Source organism: Xanthobacter pollutisoli (assembly GCF_040044995.1).
Taxonomy (GTDB): domain Bacteria; phylum Pseudomonadota; class Alphaproteobacteria; order Rhizobiales; family Xanthobacteraceae; genus Xanthobacter.
In genome coordinates, this window is the sequence record NZ_JBDZDP010000004.1 from 288211 (window position 1) to 308855 (window position 20645).

Genomic DNA, 20645 nt, shown 5'->3' on the forward strand with positions numbered 1-20645 from the left:
AACAATTCCATGCCGCGAGGGCGTGCTTCTATGGCACGTCCTCATAACGCTGGCTGAAGGCGGCGTTTATGGGGCGTTCATGCGGATGAACGGGGGTTTAACCGGGACGTCCGGACCCTGTGGCAAATCGGCAGCAGGGCGGGCGCTGTGCGGGCCATCCCGGCCTATTCGGCGGCCGAGCGGGCGAGCCGCCAGTGGGCGAGGATCGCCCTCAGCGCGGCCGGCTTCAACGGCTTGTTGAGGATTTCCATGTCCGCCGCGCGGGCGGCGTCGCGCACCTTCTTGGAGCGGTCGGCGGTGATGAGGACGGCGGGCAGCATCCCCAGTTTCCACCGCAGCGACATGATCGCATCGATGCCGTGGCCGCCGTCGAGGTGGTAGTCCACCAGCGCCACGTCCGGCTTCTTGCGGCGCACCCGCACGGCCTCGATGGCGCCCTGGGCGCTGGCGGCGGTGATGACATCGCAGCCCCAGCCGGTGAGCAGCAGCTCCATGCCTTCGAGGATGGCGGGCTCGTTGTCGATGGCGAGGATGGTGAGGCCGTCCAGCGGCGCCCCGCGGCGGGCGGGGCTCGGCGCCACCTGCGGCTCCTCGGGCATGGAGACGGCGACCGGCAGCTCCACGGTGAAGGCCGATCCCTTCCCCACCGCCGAGCGCACCACCACCGGGTGCTCCAGCACCCGCGCGATGCGCTCCACGATGGAGAGGCCGAGCCCGAGCCCCCGCGCCACCTTGGCGCCCTGGTCGAGCCGCTGGAACTCCTGAAACACCAGCTTCTGCTTGGAACGCGGGATGCCAACCCCGGTGTCGTAGACCTCCACCCGCACCTTGCCGCCGGCGCGCCGGCAGCCCACCAGGATGCGGCCGCGGGGGGTGTATTTGACCGCGTTGGAGACGAGGTTCTGCAGCAGGCGCCGCAGCAGGCGCCGGTCGGAGCGCACCGCCAGCGAGCAGGGCACGAAGGTGAGTTTCAAATCCTTCTCGCGCGCCAGCGGGGCGAATTCCATCTCCAGCGGCTTCAGCACCTCGGCGATGCGGAAGGCCGAGAATTCCGGCCGCATGACGCCGCTGTCGAGGCGGGAGATGTCCAGCAGCGCGCCGAGGATCTCCTCCACCGATTCGAGCGAGGCATCCACGTTGCCGGCGAGGCGCACCTCCTCCGGCCCCTTGGCGCGCTCCACCATGGAGGTGGCGTAGAGCCGGGCCGCGTTGAGCGGCTGGAGGATGTCATGGCTCGCGGCGGCGAGGAAGCGCGTCTTGGAAAGATTGGCCTCGTCGGCCTCCGCCTTGGCGCGCTCCAGCGCGCCGTTGAGGCGCTCCAGCTCCTCGGTGCGCTCGCGCACCCGCTTCTCCAGCGTCTCGTTGGCCCGCTCCAGGGCGAGGGCGGCCTCGACGCTGGCGGTGATGTCGGTGAAGGTCACGGCGATGCCGCCGTCCGGCATGGGATCGGACCGCGCCTCGATCACCGCGCCGCGCTGGTGCAGGCGCTCCGAGAAATCCGGCGCGGGGCTCACGTAGCGGGCGACGCGGGCGCCGATGCTGCCGTCGTCCTCGTCGGCCGGCGCGGCGCCGAGGATGTCGGTGAGAGGCACGCCCACCGCGTAGCAGCCGGCCGGCAGGTCCAGCATCTGGCCGAACTGGCGGTTCCAGCACACGAGCCGCAGGTCGCGGTCGAACACGGCGATGCCCTGCCGCACGTGGTCGATGGCGCTCTGCAGCAGCTCGCGATTGTACTGGATGGCGGCCGAGGCGTCGTCCAGCAGCTTCAGGGCAGCCTTGATGGACACGGCGCGCTTGCGCAGCAGCAGCGACAGCACGAGGCGGGAGGAGGCCGCGCCCACCGCCGAGGCGAGGAGATGCTCGGCATAGCGCACCATGCCCGCGTCGGCCTCGCGGTGGACGTCGAGCTTGAACCCGTGCTGGCGGGCGTAGGTCTCGAAGGCGCCGCGGGCGCGCTCGGCGCCGAGATAGCGCTCCACCGTGCCCATGAGCTCGCCGAGCGTGACCGACGAGCGCCAGCGCAGGAAGGCCGGCCGCGCCGGCGGCCGGTCCGGCACCTCGGCGAACAGCCGCGCCTGGGTGCGCTCGATCTGCGACGGCTTGGTGAGGAAGGAGACGATGACCAGCGCCAGGGTGTTGAGCCCGAGGCTCCAGGCGACGCCGTGGGCGAGCGGGCCGGCCGTGAGGCCGAGCAGGGCGGTGGGGCGCAGCAGGGCGAAGCCGAAGGGGCCGTGCTCGATGACCGAGGCGGACACCAGCCCGGCCTCGGCGAGGCTCGGCATCAGCAGCGTGTAGGCCCAGACCGCGCCGCCCGCGACGATGCCGGCGATGGCGCCCTTCGCCGTCGCCCTCTGCCACAGGAGGCCGGCGGCGAAGGCGGGGCCCACCTGGGCGATGGCGGCGAAGGAGAGCAGGCCGATCTGCGCCAGCTGCACGTCGCCGGTGGTGCGGTAATAGAGATACGCCAGCAGCACGATGGCGAAGATGGCCACCCGCCGCACCATCAGCAGAAGGCCGGTCATGTCGGCGCGCGGACCGTCCTCTCCCGCCTCGGCCTTGTGGCGCAGCAGCAGCGGCATCACCAGGTCGTTGGACACCATGATGGCGATGGCGACGCACTCGACGATCACCATGGCGGTGGCGGCGGAGAGGCCGCCGACGAAGGCGAGCAGCGCCAGGCTCTCGAAGCCGGCGGCGAGGGGAACGGCCAACACGTAGACGTCGCTGTCCACCATGTTGAGGGGGAACAGCGTCATGCCGGCGAGCGCCAGCGGCACCACGAACAGGTTGATGAGCACGAGATAGAGCGGGAACAGCCAGCGCGCCCGGCGGATCTCGGCGTCGCCCTTGTTCTCCACCACCGCCACATGGAACTGGCGCGGCAGCAGCATGAAGGCGCCGCCGGACAGCACCGTCATGGTCAGCCAGCTCTCCAGCGAGAGCCCGCGCTCGAAGGGCGCCGTCACCCCGGCCTCGCTGGCGGCGTACCACAGGGTCGAGGGGCCGTCGAAGATGAAGAAGGTGACGAGCAGGCCCACCGCCAGGAAGGCGGCGAGCTTCACCAGGGATTCGGTGGCGATGGCGAGCATCAGGCCGTCCTGGTGCTCGGTGGCGTCGGTGTGGCGCGTGCCGAACAGGATGGCGAAGGCCGCCATGGCGCAGGCGACGAACAGCGCCAGATCGCCCACCACCGTGCCGCGCCCGTGGTCGCCGGCGAAGTGCCCCAGCAAAGCCACCAGCGAGGCGGACACGGCCTTCAGCTGCAGGGAGATGTAGGGAATGGCACCGACGATGGCGACGATGGTGACGAGGGCGGCGATGCCCTGGTTCTTGCCGTAGCGCGCCGCGATGAAGTCGGCGATGGAGGTGATGTTGTTGGCCTTGGCGAGCCGCACCACCCGCATGAACAGCGGGGCGCCCACCGTCATGAGGATGATGGGGCCGAGGTAGATGGTGAGGAAGTCGAAGCCCTGCGTGGTGGCAAGGCCCACCGAGCCGAAGAAGGTCCACGAGGTGCAGTACACCGCCAGCGACAGGGAATAGATCATCGGCCGCGGCCCACGGCGCGCAGCACCGGGCCTCAGCCGGTCGCCATAGCTCGCGATGGCGAACAGGAAGCCGATATAGGCGAGCGCCGCGAAGATGACGACCGAGGCCTGAAGCATGTCTCCCGTCCGGCGGCGCGGGTGGGCTCGGCCGCCATTTTTTCTTGTGTTTGGACGGACCTCATCACTTCGTCGGGGGCTTGTCCAGCGACCGGATCAAAGCCGGCGCAATATCCTTCAGCCGGCTTCCTGGCCCTGCGCGAGGGCGACCGGCGCGGGCAGCGGCGCCATGAAGAAGTCGGCCGCCAGCGCCACCACCGGCGGCTGCCAGGCGTGGGGGCCGTTGTATTCCATGTAGGTGACGTCGTAGCCCGCCTCCTTCAGCAGGGCGGAATGCGCCCGCCCGCTGCGCTGGATGGGGATCTGCTCGTCGTTCACCCCATGGGAGATGAAGACGCGCGGCGCCCCCTGCTGGCGGTGCACCGACATGAAGCCGGCGGACGAGACGATGACGTGGGTGACGAAGTGGCCGTTGGTGAGCCCGAGGGAAAGGGCATAGCTGCCGCCGTCGGAATGGCCGGCGAAGCAGATGCGCCGCGGGTCGATGGCGAAATGCCGGGCGAGGGCGGCGAGCGCCTGCTCCAGCCGCTCGCGGTCGGGGCCATTGCCGGCGATGACGATGTCCCAGGTTGGGAAGACGGACTGCGGCACCAGCAGGAGGAAGCCCAGGCGTGCGGCGTGGGTCTCCATCATCGGCAGGATCTTCTGTGCGCTGCCGCCCCCGCCATGGAACAGCACCATCAGCGGCACGGGTGCGCTGGAGTCGATCCCCTCCGGCACCACCAGCAGCGCGTCCCGCTCGGCGGCGAGGCCGAGTTCGTGCCGGCCGGCCGGCAGCGGCGCGCGGTCGGGCGGGGCCGGAGCGAAGGCGATGTGTCCGGCGAGATGGGGGTCGAGCATGCCTGCCTCCGGTAAGCGCGAGCGCATCGGGTCTACAATATACCCGGGTCGGGCAGAAGGCCTCAGGCGGCCGCCTGCTCCAGCGCCTTCCTCAGGGCGGTGATCTCGCGCTGGAGGCGGACCACGCCGGCAATGTCGAGCCCGGTGGCGGCGAGGATGCAGCCCGGGATGGTGCGGGTCTCCCGCCGCAGGGCGCGGCCCTTGTCGGTAAGGCGGATGCGAACCACGCGCTCGTCGTCCGGATCCCGGCTGCGGGAGACGTGCCCCATGGCCTCCAGCCGCTTCAGCAGCGGCGTGAGGGTGCTCGATTCCAGCCCGAGCTTGTCGCCGATGTTGCCCACGGTGCGATCGTCCTCCTCCCACAGGGTCACCATGACCAGATATTGCGGATAGGTGAGGCCGACCGCGTCCAGCAGCGGCTTGTAGACCCGCGTGAAGGCGTGGCTTGCGGCATAGAGGGCGAAGCACAGCTTGTCGTCGATGGGGACGAAATCGGGCGTTTCGGATGGGGCGGAGTCGGACATGGCGAGGCCTCTGGTCATGCGCCCAAGATAATTTGCGCACGATCTAATCGCAAGCGCTTGACGCCTTCGCATCGGTCCGTTAATAAAGATCGTGTTCGATTTAATCGTGTCATAAATAAATGACGCAAGCACAGGAGCCGACCATGTCCGTGAATGTCCTCTACAGCACCTCCGCCCGCGCCACCGGTGGCCGCGACGGTCGTTCCGCCACCCTCGACGGTGCGTTGGACGTGAACCTGGTGACGCCGAAGGAGCTCGGCGGCGCCGGCGGAAACGGGGTCAATCCCGAGCAGCTGTTCGCCACCGGCTATGCCGCCTGCTTCATCGGCGCCATGAAGTTCGTGGCCTCCCAGGGCGGCAGCGTGAAGGTGCCGGCGGACGCGTCCGTCACCTCCACCGTGGGCATCGGCCCGCGCTCGGAAGGCGGCTTCGGCCTGGAGATTGCTCTGGCGGTGTCCCTGCCGGGTGTGGACCGCGCGGCGGGCGAGGCGCTGATCGCCAAGGCCCACGAGGTGTGCCCCTATTCCAACGCCACCCGCGGCAACATCGACGTGAAGCTCAGCCTGGTCTGAGGTGCGCCGCGGCCGGGAACGGGTCAGCGCGTGCCGGAGGCGGCCGCCTCCAGCACTGCCAGATCCTGCGGCGCCAGCGCCGCCCCGGCCCGCAGCAGCACGTCGTCGAGGCGGCGCCGCGCCGCCGCCTCCAACTCCGGGTCGTCGATGGCGGCGATGGAGCGCAGCGCCGCCACGAGGCGCAGTCCCACCTCGATCTGCCCCGCCCCGTCCCGCGCGATGGGACGGAAGGCGTCCTCCATCATGTCGTCGGCGGCGATGGCCGCGATGGTGACGTTGAACGCAGTCTCCGGCGCCGCCTCCCGCACGGCGGCGCGCCATGTCCACACCAGCCGCGTGATGGTGCCGATCACGTCGATGGCGGTGCCCATGTCGTTGACCGCCGGCGACAGCGCCTTGGAGGCGATCTCCGCCAGCACCACCAGTCCGAAGCGCGGGTCCTGCTCGAAGCTGCGGCCATCGCCGATGGTGATGGCGGCGCAGATCGTCTCCACCAGATCGTCGGTGGGGGGCGTGTCGAGCACCGCCACCGGCCGCGCCGGATCCACGAACGCGCCGGGGCGCACCACCAGATGCACGGTGGCGCCGTCCGGCAGCTCCTTGGCGAGATACGGCACGTCCACGTGCTGCACATAGCCGATCTGCGGCGCGTGCACCGGATAGCCGGGCGGTGGCTCCGCCTCGCGCACCCGGGCGCCGAAGCCCGGGGCGGCGGCGTAGCGCCTTCTCGGTGGCCGCTTCCGCCCGGTCCACCACCTCGCTCACCCGCCCGAGCCGGGTGATCCGGTCGATCCAGCGCAGCAGCGTGGTGACGACGATGGCGATGAGCCCCACCGTCGCCGCGAACAGCAGCAGACGGCCGGCATCGGAATAGACGTTCCCCACCCCGCCCACGATGGCGACGATGGCGAACAGGAAGGCGCCGACGAACACACTGAGCGGCCGCTGGACCGCCGAGTCCTCCATCAGCAGCGTGCTTGCGCGCGGCGTCGCCGACTGGGCGGCAGCGGCGAGGGCCGACACGATGGCGGACAGGCTGAAGGTGACCACCGCCAGCATACTGGAGGCCAGAACCGTGAGCACCGGCGCCATGCTGTCGGCGGCGAAGGTCAGATAGTCCGGCAGCTTGACGTCGTCCGGCAGCGCCGCCGCGACGCCCAGCACAGCCACCGCGGCGAGGCTGTAGGCCGTGGGCCAGAACCAGAGCCGTGTGATCCAGCGCCGCAGGCGAAAGCGCAGGCGATCGGTGAGAAGGCCCATGCCGTCATCGCCCCCTGTCAGGCAAGGGAGTGCGGCCGGGAACGCGGGTGAGCCGCGGCGGGCGGGAGCGCTTCATGGGACACCAAGCGTGGCCGGTGGGCGCAGGTTCCGAAATCGACCACGCGTTGATGGGGACCAGCGGTCCCCAAGGCGCGCCCGAGGGCGCCCTTTTCCCTCAGCTGGCCTCGCTGCGCAGGGCCATCTTCTCGCGGCGGCGCTGGACGGAGGAGGGGATGTTCATGCCCTCGCGGTACTTGGCGACGGTGCGGCGGGCGATGTCGATGCCCACTTCCTTCAGCTTCTGCACCAGGGTGTCGTCGGAGAGCACGTCCTCGGGGCTCTCGGCCTCGATCAGCGTCTTGATGCGGTGGCGCACCGCCTCCGCCGAATGGGCCTCGCCGCCGCCCGAGGCGGAGATGGCGGAGGAGAAGAAGAACTTCATCTCCACCACGCCGCGCGGCGTGGAGATGTATTTGTTGGAGGTGACCCGCGAGACGGTAGATTCGTGCATGCCGATGGCGTCCGCCACGGTGCGCAGGTTCAGCGGCCGCAGGTAGCGCACGCCATGCAGCAGGAAGGCGTCCTGCTGGCGCACGATCTCGCTCGCCACCTTCAGGATGGTGCGCGCCCGCTGGTCGAGGGAGCGGGTGAGCCAGCTGGCGCTCTGCAGGCAGTCGGCGAGGAAGCTCTTCTCCTCCTGCGAGCGGGCGTGTTTCACCACCGTCGCGTGGTAGCTCTGGTTCACCAGAACCCGCGGCAGGGTCTCGGAATTCAATTCGACGATCCAGGTGCCGTCGGCGCCGGGGCGCACATAGACGTCCGGCACCAGCGGATGCACGACGCCGGAGCCGAAGGCCAGGCCCGGCTTGGGATCGAGCCGGCGGATCTCGCCGATCATGTCGGCGAGATCCTCGCCGTCCACACCGCAGATGCGCTTCAGCGCATTGCGGTCGTGGCGGGCGAGCAGCTCCAGATTGGCCACCAGCGCCTGCATGGCGGGATCGAAGCGGTCGCGTTCGCGCAGCTGGATGGCGAGGCATTCGGCGAGGTTGCGGGCGCCCACGCCGCTGGGCTCGAAGGTCTGGATCAGCTTCAGCACCGCCTCGACCTCGGTGCGCGCAACGCCCATCTGCTCGGCCAGCTGGTCGAGGTCCCCGGTGAAATAGCCGGTCTCGTCGATGAGGCCGATGATGTTGACGCCGATGAGCCGGCGGGCAGGATCGCTCACCGCCACCGAGAGTTGCGCCTCCAGATGGTCGGCGAGGGTCGCCTCGGCGGTAAGAAAGGCCTCGGGATTGTAGTCCTCGCCCCGCTCGCCGCCGCCCCATTCGCCGGTGGAGGGGCTGGAGCCCGTGGAGCCGCCGCCGGGGGAGCCCCGCTCGGCCGGCACGTCGTCGGGGAAGACGTTGCCGAGATCGGTGTCGAGGCGGGTTTCCATGGCCGCCCGGCTGGGCTCCATGTCCCGCTCCATCCAGTCGCTGGCGGCGGGAGCCTCGCGCTCGGGGGGCATCTCGTCGCCGCGCGGCTCGCCGCCGTCCGGCTGGGCCTCGGGGCCAGAATCATTCTCGGCGATGCGCTCGAGCAGCGGATTGCGCTCGAGCTCGGCCTCCACATAGGCCACCAGTTCCATGTTGGAGAGCTGCAGCAGCTTGATGGCCTGCATCAGCTGCGGCGTCATCACCAGCGACTGGCTCTGGCGGAACTCCATCTTCGGGCTCAGCGCCATGGTGCGCTCCCGAACCGGAGGGAAGGGAAGGCCGCGGCAGCCCTCATAGGCGGAACTCCTCGCCCAGGTAGAGCCGACGCACGTCGGGGCTGGAAACGATGGCTTCGGGATCACCCTCCATCAGCACCGAGCCGGAATGGATGATGTAGGCGCGGTCGATGAGGCCGAGCGTCTCGCGCACGTTGTGGTCGGTGATGAGCACGCCGATGCCGCGCGAGGTGAGGTGGCGCACCAGCGCCTGGATGTCGCCCACCGCAATGGGGTCGATGCCGGCGAAGGGCTCGTCCAGCAGCATGAAGGAGGGCCGGCTGGCCAGCGCGCGGGCGATCTCCAGCCGCCGCCGCTCGCCGCCCGACAGGGCAATGGCGGCGGACTTGCGCACGTGGGTGATCTTGAACTCTTCGAGGAGCGCCTCGGTCTCCTCGCGGCGGCGGGCGCGGTTGCGCTCCGTCACCTCCAGCACGCCCATGATGTTGTCCTCCACCGAGAGGCCCCGGAAAATGGAGGCCTCCTGCGGCAGGTAGCCGATGCCGAGGCGGGCGCGGCGATACATGGGCATGGGGGTGATGTCGTGGCCGTCGAGCTCGATGCGGCCGGCGTCGGCCTTCACGAGGCCGGTCACCATGTAGAAGCAGGTGGTCTTGCCCGCGCCGTTGGGACCGAGCAGGCCCACCGCCTCGCCGCGGCGGACGTTCAGGCTCACGTCGCGCACCACCTGGCGGCCGCCGTAGCTCTTGGCAAGGCCGAATGCGGCGAGCGCGCTGGTGGAATCGAAGGGCGCCACGTCATCGCCGGCATAAGCATCGCCGGCATAGGCATCGGCGCGGTAGCCGTCCGCGCCGTAGCCCGCCTCAGCGTCCCAGCGAGCATAGGCGCCGCGGTCCTCCGCATAGAGGCTCGGATCGTCGCCCTGCCCACTCTGGCGAGGATCATGGGGGGCGTAACGGTCGTGCTCGCCCTGCGGGTCGTCCTCCCAGCCGGCGGCATCCCAATCGGGCGGGGTCTGATCGTCGCGCGGTGCAGCCGGACCGGCACCGCGCGCGCCCTTGGCGCCGCCGGACCCGGACTTCGACTTGCCGAACATGGACAGGACGTTCAACGCGACCTCCGGAAACTCCGGCCCCCAGAATGGAAGGTTTAGAACGTCCGCGCCGGGGATGCAATCCGTCCATGCAAAATACGGGCCGCGACTTAAGGCGGATTTGCTCCCAAGTCGGACAAAGACCCGTAACCTGTTGAGAAGAAGATTCAATAATTATGCTTGACAGGCGCGCGAAAGCTGCCGGAGCCCCCGCGCGGCCCCTCTCCGACGGGCCGGATCCGTCAGCGCCGGGGGGCGGGCTGTCCGCCCTGGTCGGGCTTCGGCGGCGCCTGGTCCTTCAGGCTGCCCGGTACGATGAGGCTTTCCACCCGGCCGCCCTCGAACTTCGACACGCCGGTCACGAGGTCCACCACCAGCTTCTGGCCGCGGATGACGTTGGGCCCCTGGGTGAGCACCACCGGCTTGCCGACCATGGTGACCGTGTTGGTCTTCATGTCGAAGCTGCCGCTGTCGCCGGTGGCGGTCTGTTCCTTGGTCTTCACCACCACGCCGCCGGTGGCGTCGAGCTTGCGGATCTGCCCCTTCTGGGCCGGGTCGGTGCCGGACTGCGGGCCGGCGGCGGCCTGGCCGCCCACCGAGCCTTCGTAATAGACCAGCAGGTCCTTGGAGCGCAGCGTGGTGTCGCCCTGGGTCACCAGCACGTTGCCGGAGAACACCGCGACCTTGTCCTTGTCGCGCACCTCGAGGGAATCCGCATTGATCCGCACGGGCTGGTCGCGGTTGCGGGCAAAGCCCTGGAGGGCGTTGGGAACGTTGGAGGTCTGCGCCGCCGCCGGCCCGGCGAGGACGGCGAGGCCGAGCGCCGCCACCATCAGCAGCCGGGCGGAAAGGGCGCAGCCGGGAGCTGTCGTCGGAACGCGGATCATGGCGCAGGCACCGGGCGTCGCGGAGGAAGGGGAGCGGAGGCGGGCAGGGGCGCTGGGGCGGGCGCGGGCTGCGGCGCCGGGTGAGCCGCGGCGGCGGGGGCGGGATCTTGCTGGTGGGGCACCGCCGCCTCCTGCACCCGCGGCGTCGTCGAGCCGGTGGGGGGCGTATCGGCCTTCTGGCCGGGCAGGCTGTTGAGGCGGAAGTCCAGCTGAACATTGCCCTGGAACAGGGCGCGGGTGCCGCGCTCGGTCACGTCGAGCCGGTCGGCGACCAGCTTGCCGTCGAGATAGGTGAAGAGCACCGCATGGGGCGTGACGATGGTGCCGGCCTTCACGTCCACCTGCGCATCCTGGAGCTTGCCGCCGTAGCCGCCGTTCATGGCGAGGTCCACCCCGTCGCCGAGGGTGATGAACTGCTTCTTGGTGTCGAAGCTGCCGGTCTTGGCCAGCACGCTGGCCCAGCCCTTGTCCGCCATCTCCAGGCGCGCCTCGATGTCGGTCAGGTCGATCACGTCGGGGCGGGTCAGGTCCTGGGTGGCGGTCTTGGCGGTCACCCGATAGCCGCGGTTGTCGTCGGTGAAGCCGGAGAGCTTGGGCAGCTCCATGGTCAGGCGCGAGCCCGACAGGGTGAGGTGGCCGATGTCGAACGGCAGCTCGATGGTGAGCTTGAGGCGCGACAGGAGCGAGGCGCCGCCGATGATCACCACCGCCAGCACGATGGAGAGCGGCACGAGGCGCTTGATCCAGCGCACCCGCGCGCTGTGCCGGCGGGCGCTGGTGAAGTCGGGCGCCGGGCGCGCAGGGGCGATCGCCTCCGCCTCCAGCGGGCCGGCGGCCTCCGCGCGGGTGTCGAAATCGTGTGGCGGCACGTGTCGGTTCATGGCCCTGTTCCGGCGGCGGGCCTGCCCCGCTTGCGCCTGTCGTCGGCTGCGCCTTGAGACCAGGCCGCCCGGCGCGTCGCCCCACGCGCCGGGCAAAGGTGTCCGAAATGACGCCGCGGTGCAAGAGCCGCGCCGGAAGCGGCGCGGTTGCTGGATTTGCGCGGCCGACGCAGCGTCAGGAGTGGGCGAAGATGTCCTCGTCCGCCCAGCCGGAGAGGTCCAGGGCCGCCCGCGCCGGCAGGAAGGCGAAGCACGCCGCGGCAAGGCCGGTGCGGCCCTCGCGCGCCAGCATCTCCTCCAGCTTCGCCTTCACCGCGTGCAGGTGCAGCACGTCGGAGGCGGCATAGGACAGCTGGGCGTCGGAGAGGTCGGCGGCGCCCCAGTCCGAGCTCTGCTGCTGCTTTGAGATGTCCACGTTGATGAGTTCGCGCAGCAGGTCCTTCAGCCCGTGCCGGTCGGTGTAGGTGCGCACCAGGCGCGAGGCGATCTTGGTGCACCACACCGGCTGCGGCATCACCTTGAAGGTGTGCTGGAGCATGGCGATGTCGAAGCGTCCGAAATGGAACAGCTTGGTCACGCTGGGATCGGTCAGCATGCGCACGAGGTTGGGCGCGCTCGCCGCCCCGGCGCCCTGCGGGATCTGCACGAGGTCGGCGCTGCCGTCGCCGTTGGAGAGCTGCACGAGGCACAAACGGTCGCGGAACGGGTCGAGGCCCATGGTTTCCGTGTCGATGGCCACCACCGGCGCGGCCACGAAGTCGGCGGGCAGGTCGCCGCGGTAAAGGCGGATCGTCATGGCTGTGTCTTCATGCTTTGGCTGATGCCGGCTTGTAGCGAAGCGGGCGGGGGCTGTCGATGGGCGCGCCCGGGCGCGCCACGCGGACGGTGCGCGGGTGCTGCCCGCGTGCTAGAAGCCCGGCGTTTCGCTTTGGGGGGATCCATGAATCGCACTGTCTTCGTCGCGGGCCTCGCCGGCCTGCTGCTGGCGCTCGGCCTGTTCGCCGCAATGGGCGAGGCGCGGGCGCAGTCGCTGCCGCCGGGCAGCTACCTGCGCAGCTGCCGCGACGCCCAGGTGCGCGGCGGCGGCGACCTCACCGCCTTCTGCGCCACCCGCAACGGCCAGTGGGTGGCCGCGCGCCTCAACGCCTTCCGCACCTGCCGGGGCGACATCTCCAACCAGGACGGCCAGCTGTGGTGCGAGCGCATGCCGGCGCCGCCGCCCCCGCCCGTGCCGCAGCCCGGCGGCTTCGGCCCGCCCGGGTCGTATCGCCAGACCTGCAACCGCATCGAGTTCCGCAACGGCGCGCTCACCGCCTTCTGCCGCACGCGCGCCGGCAACTGGCAGCCCGCCATGCTCAACACGCTGAACTGCCAGCCGGGGACCGACATCTCCAACCAGGACGGCACGCTGTTCTGCCCGCGCCGCCAGGCGCTCCAGCCGCCGCCCGGCTCCTATCTGCGGACCTGCCAGAACCCGACGGTGGGGGGCGCCGGCATGCTGCGGGCCCAGTGCCAGCGGGTGAACGGCTCCTGGAATGCCGCCGCGATCAATCTCAACCTGTGCCGCAACGCCCGGGACATCTCCAACCAGAACGGCAATCTGGTCTGCTTCTGACCTGGGGAAGTTACAGAGCGCGCCGGGCGCGAAGGCGTCCGGCGCGCTCAGATTTTTGCACCGCACCGGTGGCGGCCGAGCGACTTGCCGCTAAAGTGGGCGGTAGCAAGGTGCCAATCTGGGGGCGCATCATGGGGTATGGGTTTCGAAGCCGGCTGTGGCTGTTGGTGATGCTCGCCGCGCTGGGGTCTTCGGCGGCCAGGGCGGAGACGGACGTGCCGGACGGCAGCTATCTCAACAGCTGCCGCCAGGTGCAGGTGCGCTGGGGGCGCGATCTCGCCGCCTTCTGCCAGAACCGCAGCGGCGAGTGGGCTGTGACCCGCCTCAACAATTTCGCCGGCTGCCCCGACGACATCGCCAACCGCGACGGCGAGCTGGTGTGCGCCCCGCACCAGGCGCCTCAGCCGGCCCGCGCCGAGGTGGAGCCCGCCGGCTCCTACCGCAAGACCTGCCAGCGCATCACCTATCGCAACGGCGTGCTCAGTGCCATGTGCCGGGCGCGGGACGGCGACCTGGAGCCCACCAGCCTCACCCTCTCCACCTGTCCGTCCGACGGCTACGACATCGCCAATGTGGACGGCCAGCTCAGGTGCGGTCGCTCGCCGGTCTATGGCGGCGCGCCGGGCTATGGTTCGGCCGCCTACGATCCGCCCGTGGCCCGCCCCGCCCCGCCGCCGCCGCCCCAGCCGCCCGTGGGCTCCTATCTCAACAGTTGCCGCAACGTCAGCCTCAAGAACGGCCTGCTCGTGGCCGATTGCGACGACCGCATGGGCTCGGTGAAGCACACGGTGCTGGCCATCGCCGGCTGCCCGAAGAGCTTCGACATCGCCAACCAATATGGCGAACTGGTCTGCAAGAGCGGCTTCGACAGCGGCAGCTGGGGCGGTGGTTCCGGGAGCAACTGGGGCGGCGGGGCGTTGCCGCACGGCTCCTACCTTGCCAGCTGCCGCGACGCGACGCGCTCCGGCAACACCCTGACCGCCAGCTGCAAGGACCGCTGGGGCCGCTGGAACTCCGCCTCGCTGCTGCTGTCCGGGTGCGGCTCGGGCCAGGACATCTCCAACGATGACGGCCGCCTGCGCTGCTCCCTCGGCTCCACCTCGCCCAGCTGGAGCTCGAATACGATCCCGCCCGGCTCCTATCTTGCCACCTGCCGCAACGTGAACGTCGGCGCCGGCTTCCTCAATGCGGAGTGCCAGAACCGCAGCGGAAGATATGAGCGCACCACCATGGGCCTCAGCTTCTGCGGCGGCGCCAAGGACATCGTGAACACCGACGGCCGCCTCAGCTGCCCGCGCTGGTGAGGCGCCCCCCAAGCAAGGTGACCTTCCGGTGGAGGGAACGACGCCGGGCGGAGAGGGGTGCATAGCCCGACCCGTCATGCTCCGGCTTGACCGGAGCATCCATGCCGCCACCAAGAGCCGGCGCCCGGCCGGACGATGGGCCCTCCGGTCGAGCCGGAGGGCGACGGCGGGAGAGGGGGCCGACCGGGACGGCATAACGGGAAGCACTGCTGGGGAGTAAAGCCCCGCGCATCGCCCAAAGCCGTCATGCTCCGGCGTGACCCGAGCATCCATGACGCCACCGAGAGCCGGCGCCCGGCGGGGCGATTGGCCCTCCGGTCAAGCCGGAGGGCGACGGCGGGAGAGGGGGCCGACCGGGACGGCATATCGGGAAGCACTGCTGGGGAGTGAATCCCCGCGCGTCCCCCAACACCGTCATGCTCCGGCTTGACCGGAGCATCCATGCCGTCACCAAGAGCCGGCGCCCGGCGAGGCGATGGGCTCTCCGGTCAAGCCGGAGGGCGACGGCGGGAGAGGGGGCCGACCGGGACGGCATATCGGGAAGCACTGCTGGGGGAGTGAAGCCCCGCGCGTCCCCCACAACCGTCATGCTCCGGCTTGACCGGAGCATCCATGCCGCCACCGAGTGCCGGCGCCCGGCGGGGCGATGGGCCCTCCGGTCAAGCCGGAGGGCGACGGGGGAGAGGAGGGGCCGACGAAGACGGCAGACCAGGAAGCGCTGCTGGGGAGTGAAGCCCCGCGCTTCCCCCCAGAGCCGTCATGCTCCGGCTTGACCGGAGCATCCATGCCGCCACCAAGAGCCGGCGCCCGGCGGGGCGATGGGCCCTCCGGTCAAGCCGGAGGGCGACGGCGGGAGAGGGGGCTGACCGGGGACGGGTGCAGAGGCCGCTCCGGTGAAGCAAAGACGCGCGCTTCCCCCCAGAGCCGTCATGCTCCGGCTTGACCGGAGCATCCATGCCGCCACCAAGAGCCGGCGCCCGGCGGGGCGATGGGCCCTCCGGTCAAGCCGGAGGGCGACGGCGGGAGAGGGGGCCGACGAAGACGGCAAAACGGGGAGGGCTGCAGGGGAGTGAAGCCCCGCGCTTCCCCCGGACCCGTCATGGTCCGGCTTGACCGGAGCATCCATGCCGCCACCGAGTGCCGGCGCCCGGCGGGGCGATGGGCCCTCCGGTCAAGCCGGAGGGCGACGGGGGAGAGGAGGGGCCGACGAAGACGGCAGACCGGGAAGCGCTGCTGGGGAGTGAAGCCCCGCGCGTCCCCCACAACCGTCATGCTCCGGCTTGACCGGAGCATCCATGTCGCCGCCGAGAGCCGGCGCCCGGCGGGGCGATGGGCCCTCCGGTCGAGCCGGAGGGCGACGGCGGGAGGGGGCCGACGAAGGCGGCAGAACGGAATCGCTGCTGGGAGTGAAGCCCCGCTTCCCCAAAGCCGTCATGCTCCGGCTCGACCGGAGCATCCATGCCGCCACCGAGAGCCGGCCCCGGCGGGCGATGGGCCCTCCGGTCAAGCCGGAGGGCGACGGAGGGAGGGCCGACCGGGCGACGGCGGGAGGGAAAGGGGCCGACCGGGCGACGGTGGGACGAAAACGGGGGCTGACCGGCGACAGCAGACCCGCCCGCGCGGCGTCGGAGCCGCGCGCGATCAGCGCCGGAGGCGGCTCACGTCGCGCACGGCGCCGCGCGAGGCGGAGGTGGTGAGGGCCGCATAGGCCTGCAGCGCCTGTGAGACGATGCGCTTGCGGCTCTCGGGCTTCCAGGCGGCATCGCCCTTGGCCTCCATGGCGGCGCGGCGCTCGGCCAGCACCTCGTCGGACAGCGCCACCCGGATCACCCGGTTGGGGATGTCGATCTCGATGGTGTCGCCCTCTTCCACCAGGCCGATGTTCCCGCCCTCCGCGGCTTCCGGCGAGCAATGGCCGATGGACAGGCCCGAGGAGCCGCCGGAGAAGCGCCCGTCGGTGACCAGGGCGCAGAGCTTCCCGAGGCCCTTCGACTTCAGATAGGACGTCGGATAGAGCATCTCCTGCATGCCGGGGCCGCCGCGCGGACCCTCGTAGCGGATCAGCACGATGTCGCCGGCGAGGATGCGCTGGGTGGAGAGGATGGCCTCCACCGCCGCGTCCTGGCTCTCGAAGATGCGGGCCGGGCCCTTGAAGACGAGGATGCTCTCGTCCACGCCCGCCGTCTTCACGATGCAGCCGTCTTGCGCGATGTTGCCGTAGAGCACGGCAAGGCCGCCGTCCTTGGAATAGGCGTGCGCGACGTTGCGGATGACGCCGGCCTCGCGGTCGAGGTCGAGGTCGTCCCAGCGGCGGGACTGGCTGAACGCCACCTGGGTCGGCACCCCGCCGGGGGCGGCGCGGAAGAAGGTGGCGACGCTCTCGCTCTTGGTGCGGATCACGTCCCAGCGGTCCAGGGCGTCGGCCATGGTGGCGGAATGAACGGTCGGCAAATTGGTATGGATCAGGCCGCCCCGGTCGAGCTCGCCCAGGATGGCCATGATGCCGCCGGCGCGGTGCACGTCCTCCATGTGGATGTTGGCCACCGCCGGCGCCACCTTGCACAGGACCGGCACCCGGCGCGACAGGCGGTCGATGTCGGCCATGGTGAAGGGCACCTCGCCCTCGTTGGCGGCGGCGAGCAGGTGCAGCACCGTGTTGGTGGAGCCGCCCATGGAGATGTCCAGCGTCATGGCGTTCTCGAACGCCTCGAACGTGGCGATGGCGCGCGGCAGCACGCTGGCGTCGTCCTGCTCGTAATAGCGGCGCGCGAGGTCCACGATGAGGTGGCCGGCCTCCACGAACAGGCGCTCGCGGTCCGCATGGGTGGCGAGCACCGAGCCATTGCCGGGCAGGGCGAGGCCGAGCGCCTCGGTCAGGCAGTTCATGGAATTGGCCGTGAACATGCCGGAGCACGAGCCGCAGGTGGGGCAGGCGGAGCGCTCCATCACCTGCACGTCGGCGTCCGACACCTTGTCGTCCGCCGCCGCGATCATGGCGTCGATGAGGTCCACCTTCTTCTCGCCGGTGGAGAGCAGCACCTTGCCGGCCTCCATGGGGCCGCCCGAGACGAAGACCGCCGGGATGTTCAGCCGCATGGCGGCCATCAGCATGCCGGGGGTGATCTTGTCGCAATTGGAAATGCACACCATGGCGTCGGCGCAGTGCGCGTTGACCATGTATTCCACGCTGTCGGCGATGATCTCGCGCGAGGGCAGCGAATAGAGCATGCCGTCGTGGCCCATGGCGATGCCGTCATCCACCGCGATGGTGTTGAATTCCTTGGCGACGCCGCCGGCCTTCTCGATCTCGCGGGCCACCAGCTGGCCGAGGTCCTTCAGGTGGACATGGCCGGGCACGAACTGGGTGAAGGAGTTCACCACCGCGATGATCGGCTTGCCGAAATCGCCGTCCTTCATGCCGGTGGCGCGCCACAGGCCGCGGGCGCCGGCCATGTTGCGGCCGTGGGTGGACGTGCGGGAGCGATACTGGGGCATGTCCTCGCTTGCCTCGTTCTTGCGTCTGTTGGCTCGTCTGCGGCGGGCGCGGGGCCGCCCGGCGTGCGGAGCTTTCGCGCCGTCTTAGTGCGGCGGAGCCTCCGGGGAAAGCCCTTTCCCCGAAGACCCTAGCATGCGGCAGAGGCCGGCGCGGACACGAAGGCGGGAGGGGATTGCTCCGCTCAAGCCGGCGCGGGTGGCCGGCGCGAGGTCTCGGACGGGACCGCGCGCCGCTCCATGCGGCCGCCCCCCGCGTTTGCCGGGCCGGCGAAGTCGGCTATGTCCGGCCCTCGGCTTGGGTCATGAGGATCGGGAATGGACGGGGACACGTTCCGCCACTGGGCGCAGGAGGCGGCGACCTTCGCTGCGGACTATCGCGAAACGCTCCGGGACCAGCCGGTGCGCGCCCGGACCAAGCCCGGCGAGATCGCCGCCCAGCTGCCGCCGTCGCCGCCGGAAGAAGCGGAGCCCATGGCGGCGCTGTTCGAGGATTTCCGCCGCATCATCGTGCCGGGCATGACCCATTGGCAGCACCCGCGCTTCTTCGCCTACTTTCCCGCCAACGCCAGCCCCGCCAGCGTGATCGCGGAGATGCTCTCCTCCGCCATGGGCGCCCAATGCCTGTTGTGGCAGACGTCGCCGGCCGCCACCGAGCTGGAAGGGGTGGCGCTCGACTGGCTGCGCCAGGCGGTAGGCCTGCCGGACCATTTCACGGGGGTGATCCAGGATTCCGCCTCCTCCGCCACCTTGTGCGCCTTCCTCACCATGCGGGAACGGGCGCTGGGCTTCACCGGCAATGTCACCGGCCTGTCGGGGCGGGAGCGGCTGCGGGTCTATGCTTCGGCGGAAGTGCATACCTCCATCGACCGGGCGGCGTGGGTCTCCGGCATCGGCCAGGACAACCTCATCCGGATACCGACGAAGGGTCCCCTGCGCGGCATGGACCCGGCGGCCCTCGAAGCGGCGATCCGGTCGGACAGCACCGCCGGGCACCGGCCGGCGGGCCTCGTCGTCTGCCTGGGTGGAACCGGCACCGGCGCCATCGATACGGCACCTGAACTCATCGAAATCGCGCACCGGCACGGCCTGTTCGTGCATGTGGATGCCGCCTGGGCGGGGACGGCCATGATCTGTCCCGAGTTCCGCTCCCTGTGGTCGGGCGTGGAGGCGGCGGACAGCATCGTGCTCAATCCGCACAAATGGCTGGGGGTGCAGTTCGACTGCTCCGCCCATTATCTCAGGAGCGTGGACGATCACCTGCGGACTTTGTCCATTCAGCCGGAATATCTGAAGACCCACGGCCATGACGACATCGTCAATTACAGCGAATGGACCATCCAGCTCGGCCGCCGCTTCCGCGCGCTGAAGCTGTGGTTTGTGCTGCGTGCTCATGGACTTAACGGGCTCAGGGAGATGATCCGCAACCACGTGCGCTGGTCCCAGGCGCTGGCGGCGCGGCTCGCGGCGGAAGAGGGCTTCTCGCTCGCCAGCACGCCCGTTCTCTCTCTCTTCTCCTTCCGTCACGATCCCGGCGACGGGCGTGATCTGGATGCCCACATGCTGGCGATGCTCACCGCCATCAATGACGGCGGCGCCCTCTACCTCACCCCCACCCGCATCGACGGCAACCTGGCCATCCGCTTCCAGGCGGGGGCGATGGAGACGACGGAAGACGACGTGAACGCCGCCTTCCAGATCATCCGCGACACCGCCCGCGCCCTGTCCTGACCCTTATTCGGCAACGGTTTCCGTCTCCTCGTGCGGAGCGGATGGGGCCTGCCAGGACCGCAGCGGCGCCCGCTTGCGGCCGGTCGCGACTGCGGACAAGCCGTAGTGGGCGGCGAGGCGGTCGAGGGCGAGGCCAAGCACCACCTTGGCGGTGCGCGCCGGCCAGCCGCGTTCCCGCTCCACGACTTCCAACCCCTTGAGAAAGCAGCACACATCCAGCAGCACCCCGGACAGTTCCGGTCCCACTGCGGCAAGGGCCCGGGCGACCCGCAGCTTGGCCGCCAGCACCATGTCGGAGAAGGCGTCCGGCGACCCGCTGCCGGCCGCCGCCTCCCAGCGGGCGGTGACACGGGGGGTGAGGCTGGCGCGGGTGAAGTCGGCGCGCAGCCGCTCTCCCGCCGCCAGCTGTGCCGCATCCACCAGAGCGCGTCCGTCCTTGCCGACGCGGCGGGCGAGCCAGGCGAGCGGGCTTTCCGCCGGGTTAAAGCCCGGCGCGCCGTCGCCCCGCGGCTCCGACCGCAGGCGGGTGGCGGGGTGGAGGCCATCCCCGGAGGCGTGGGCGGCCCGCTTGCGCGGGGCGACGCGGGCGCGCGCGGGGGTAGGAGCTTGGGTCGGCCGCGAGCCGCGGCTTTCGATGCTCATGCTGCCGCCGCCCAGCGCAGCCAGGCCTCCATCCGGCTGACTTCGCAATCGAATTCCGCATCGTCCCGCAGGTCCTCGATGCGCCGGCAGGCGTAGGCGACGGTGGACCGGTCGCGCCCGAAGGCCTGCGCCACCTCCGATTGGGAAAGGCCGAGCCCCACATGGGCGAGATACATGGCGAGCTGGCGCGCGTGGGCCACGGGCGCGGTGCAGCGGTTGCGGCTCAGCAGGGCATCCACGCTCGCCCGGCAATCCGCGGCGGCAATGGCCATGGCAAGCCGGCATTGCCGTTCCGCACGAGGTCTCGCGGTCGCCCTGCCGCCGGCCGGATGCGGGCGCTGTGGAAGGGCAAAAGAAGAGGGTGGCGGGCTGAAAGGCATCACACTCACTCGTTGTAGGGAAAAAATTCCTACAGCGATCTTCTT

Annotated in this window: 16 protein-coding genes and 1 pseudogene; 4 read left to right on the forward strand and 13 right to left on the reverse strand. The window is 70.4% G+C overall.

Annotated elements, in window-relative coordinates; genetic code table 11:
- Positions 1–164: 164 nt before the first annotated feature.
- The 3 genes from ABLE93_RS12170 to ABLE93_RS12180 all read right to left on the reverse strand — a co-directional run bounded on the left by ABLE93_RS12170 (position 165) and on the right by ABLE93_RS12180 (position 5029).
- Positions 165–3665, reverse strand: coding sequence for a hybrid sensor histidine kinase/response regulator (locus ABLE93_RS12170; protein ID WP_348840067.1), 3501 nt, complete (start codon positions 3663–3665; stop codon positions 165–167).
- Between the two features lie 117 nt (positions 3666–3782).
- Positions 3783–4505, reverse strand: a complete 723-nt coding sequence (locus ABLE93_RS12175; protein WP_348840068.1) for an alpha/beta hydrolase — start codon at positions 4503–4505, stop codon at positions 3783–3785.
- A 62-nt stretch (positions 4506–4567) separates the two neighbouring features.
- The gene (locus ABLE93_RS12180) at positions 4568–5029 is read right to left on the reverse strand and encodes a MarR family winged helix-turn-helix transcriptional regulator (RefSeq protein WP_348840069.1); all 462 of its coding nucleotides are present in this window, start codon (positions 5027–5029) and stop codon (positions 4568–4570) included.
- 143 nt (positions 5030–5172) lie between these two features.
- Between ABLE93_RS12180 and ABLE93_RS12185 the strand changes: the two genes are divergently transcribed.
- Positions 5173–5601 (forward strand): organic hydroperoxide resistance protein, encoded by a 429-nt coding sequence (locus ABLE93_RS12185; RefSeq protein ID WP_348840070.1) that lies wholly within the window; start codon positions 5173–5175, stop codon positions 5599–5601.
- Positions 5602–5624: 23 nt separating this feature from the next.
- On the opposite strand, the gene ABLE93_RS12190 is transcribed toward ABLE93_RS12185, so the two are convergent.
- From ABLE93_RS12190 to ABLE93_RS12220, 7 genes and pseudogenes are all read right to left on the reverse strand, one after another.
- Complete coding sequence (locus tag ABLE93_RS12190) at positions 5625–6290, reverse strand: DUF2254 family protein (RefSeq protein WP_348840071.1); 666 nt, start codon at positions 6288–6290, stop codon at positions 5625–5627.
- A gap of 67 nt (positions 6291–6357) precedes the next feature.
- Positions 6358–6861: pseudogene (locus tag ABLE93_RS26980) on the reverse strand (DUF2254 family protein); the annotation flags it as partial.
- 175 nt (positions 6862–7036) lie between these two features.
- On the reverse strand, positions 7037–8587 hold the full coding sequence (rpoN, locus tag ABLE93_RS12200; RefSeq protein ID WP_348840073.1) for an RNA polymerase factor sigma-54: 1551 nt from the start codon (positions 8585–8587) through the stop codon (positions 7037–7039).
- 43 nt (positions 8588–8630) lie between these two features.
- Complete coding sequence (lptB, locus tag ABLE93_RS12205; RefSeq protein ID WP_348840104.1) at positions 8631–9371, reverse strand: LPS export ABC transporter ATP-binding protein; 741 nt, start codon at positions 9369–9371, stop codon at positions 8631–8633.
- Positions 9372–9910: 539 nt separating this feature from the next.
- Positions 9911–10555 (reverse strand): LptA/OstA family protein, encoded by a 645-nt coding sequence (locus ABLE93_RS12210; RefSeq protein WP_348840074.1) that lies wholly within the window; start codon positions 10553–10555, stop codon positions 9911–9913.
- Complete coding sequence (locus ABLE93_RS12215; RefSeq protein WP_348840075.1) at positions 10552–11436, reverse strand: hypothetical protein; 885 nt, start codon at positions 11434–11436, stop codon at positions 10552–10554. Before ABLE93_RS12215 ends, ABLE93_RS12210 begins: the two co-directional genes overlap by 4 nt.
- Positions 11437–11611: 175 nt before the next feature.
- The gene (locus ABLE93_RS12220) at positions 11612–12232 is read right to left on the reverse strand and encodes a ribonuclease D (protein ID WP_348840076.1); all 621 of its coding nucleotides are present in this window, start codon (positions 12230–12232) and stop codon (positions 11612–11614) included.
- A 144-nt stretch (positions 12233–12376) separates the two neighbouring features.
- Between ABLE93_RS12220 and ABLE93_RS12225 the strand changes: the two genes are divergently transcribed.
- Both ABLE93_RS12225 and ABLE93_RS12230 read left to right on the forward strand, forming a co-directional pair.
- On the forward strand, positions 12377–13051 hold the full coding sequence (locus tag ABLE93_RS12225) for a CVNH domain-containing protein (RefSeq protein ID WP_348840077.1): 675 nt from the start codon (positions 12377–12379) through the stop codon (positions 13049–13051).
- Between the two features lie 131 nt (positions 13052–13182).
- Positions 13183–14355: a CVNH domain-containing protein gene (locus tag ABLE93_RS12230; protein WP_348840078.1), complete on the forward strand. Its 1173-nt coding sequence runs from the start codon at positions 13183–13185 to the stop codon at positions 14353–14355.
- Between the two features lie 1641 nt (positions 14356–15996).
- On the opposite strand, the gene ilvD is transcribed toward ABLE93_RS12230, so the two are convergent.
- On the reverse strand, positions 15997–17850 hold the full coding sequence (gene ilvD, locus ABLE93_RS12235) for a dihydroxy-acid dehydratase (RefSeq protein ID WP_348840079.1): 1854 nt from the start codon (positions 17848–17850) through the stop codon (positions 15997–15999).
- 315 nt (positions 17851–18165) lie between these two features.
- Between ilvD and ABLE93_RS12240 the strand changes: the two genes are divergently transcribed.
- Positions 18166–19578, forward strand: a complete 1413-nt coding sequence (locus ABLE93_RS12240; RefSeq protein ID WP_348840080.1) for a pyridoxal phosphate-dependent decarboxylase family protein — start codon at positions 18166–18168, stop codon at positions 19576–19578.
- Between the two features lie 3 nt (positions 19579–19581).
- On the opposite strand, the gene ABLE93_RS12245 is transcribed toward ABLE93_RS12240, so the two are convergent.
- Complete coding sequence (locus ABLE93_RS12245; RefSeq protein ID WP_348840081.1) at positions 19582–20220, reverse strand: DUF6456 domain-containing protein; 639 nt, start codon at positions 20218–20220, stop codon at positions 19582–19584.
- Complete coding sequence (locus tag ABLE93_RS12250) at positions 20217–20492, reverse strand: helix-turn-helix domain-containing protein (protein WP_348840082.1); 276 nt, start codon at positions 20490–20492, stop codon at positions 20217–20219. Before ABLE93_RS12250 ends, ABLE93_RS12245 begins: the two co-directional genes overlap by 4 nt.
- Between the last annotated feature and the right edge of the window lie 153 nt (positions 20493–20645).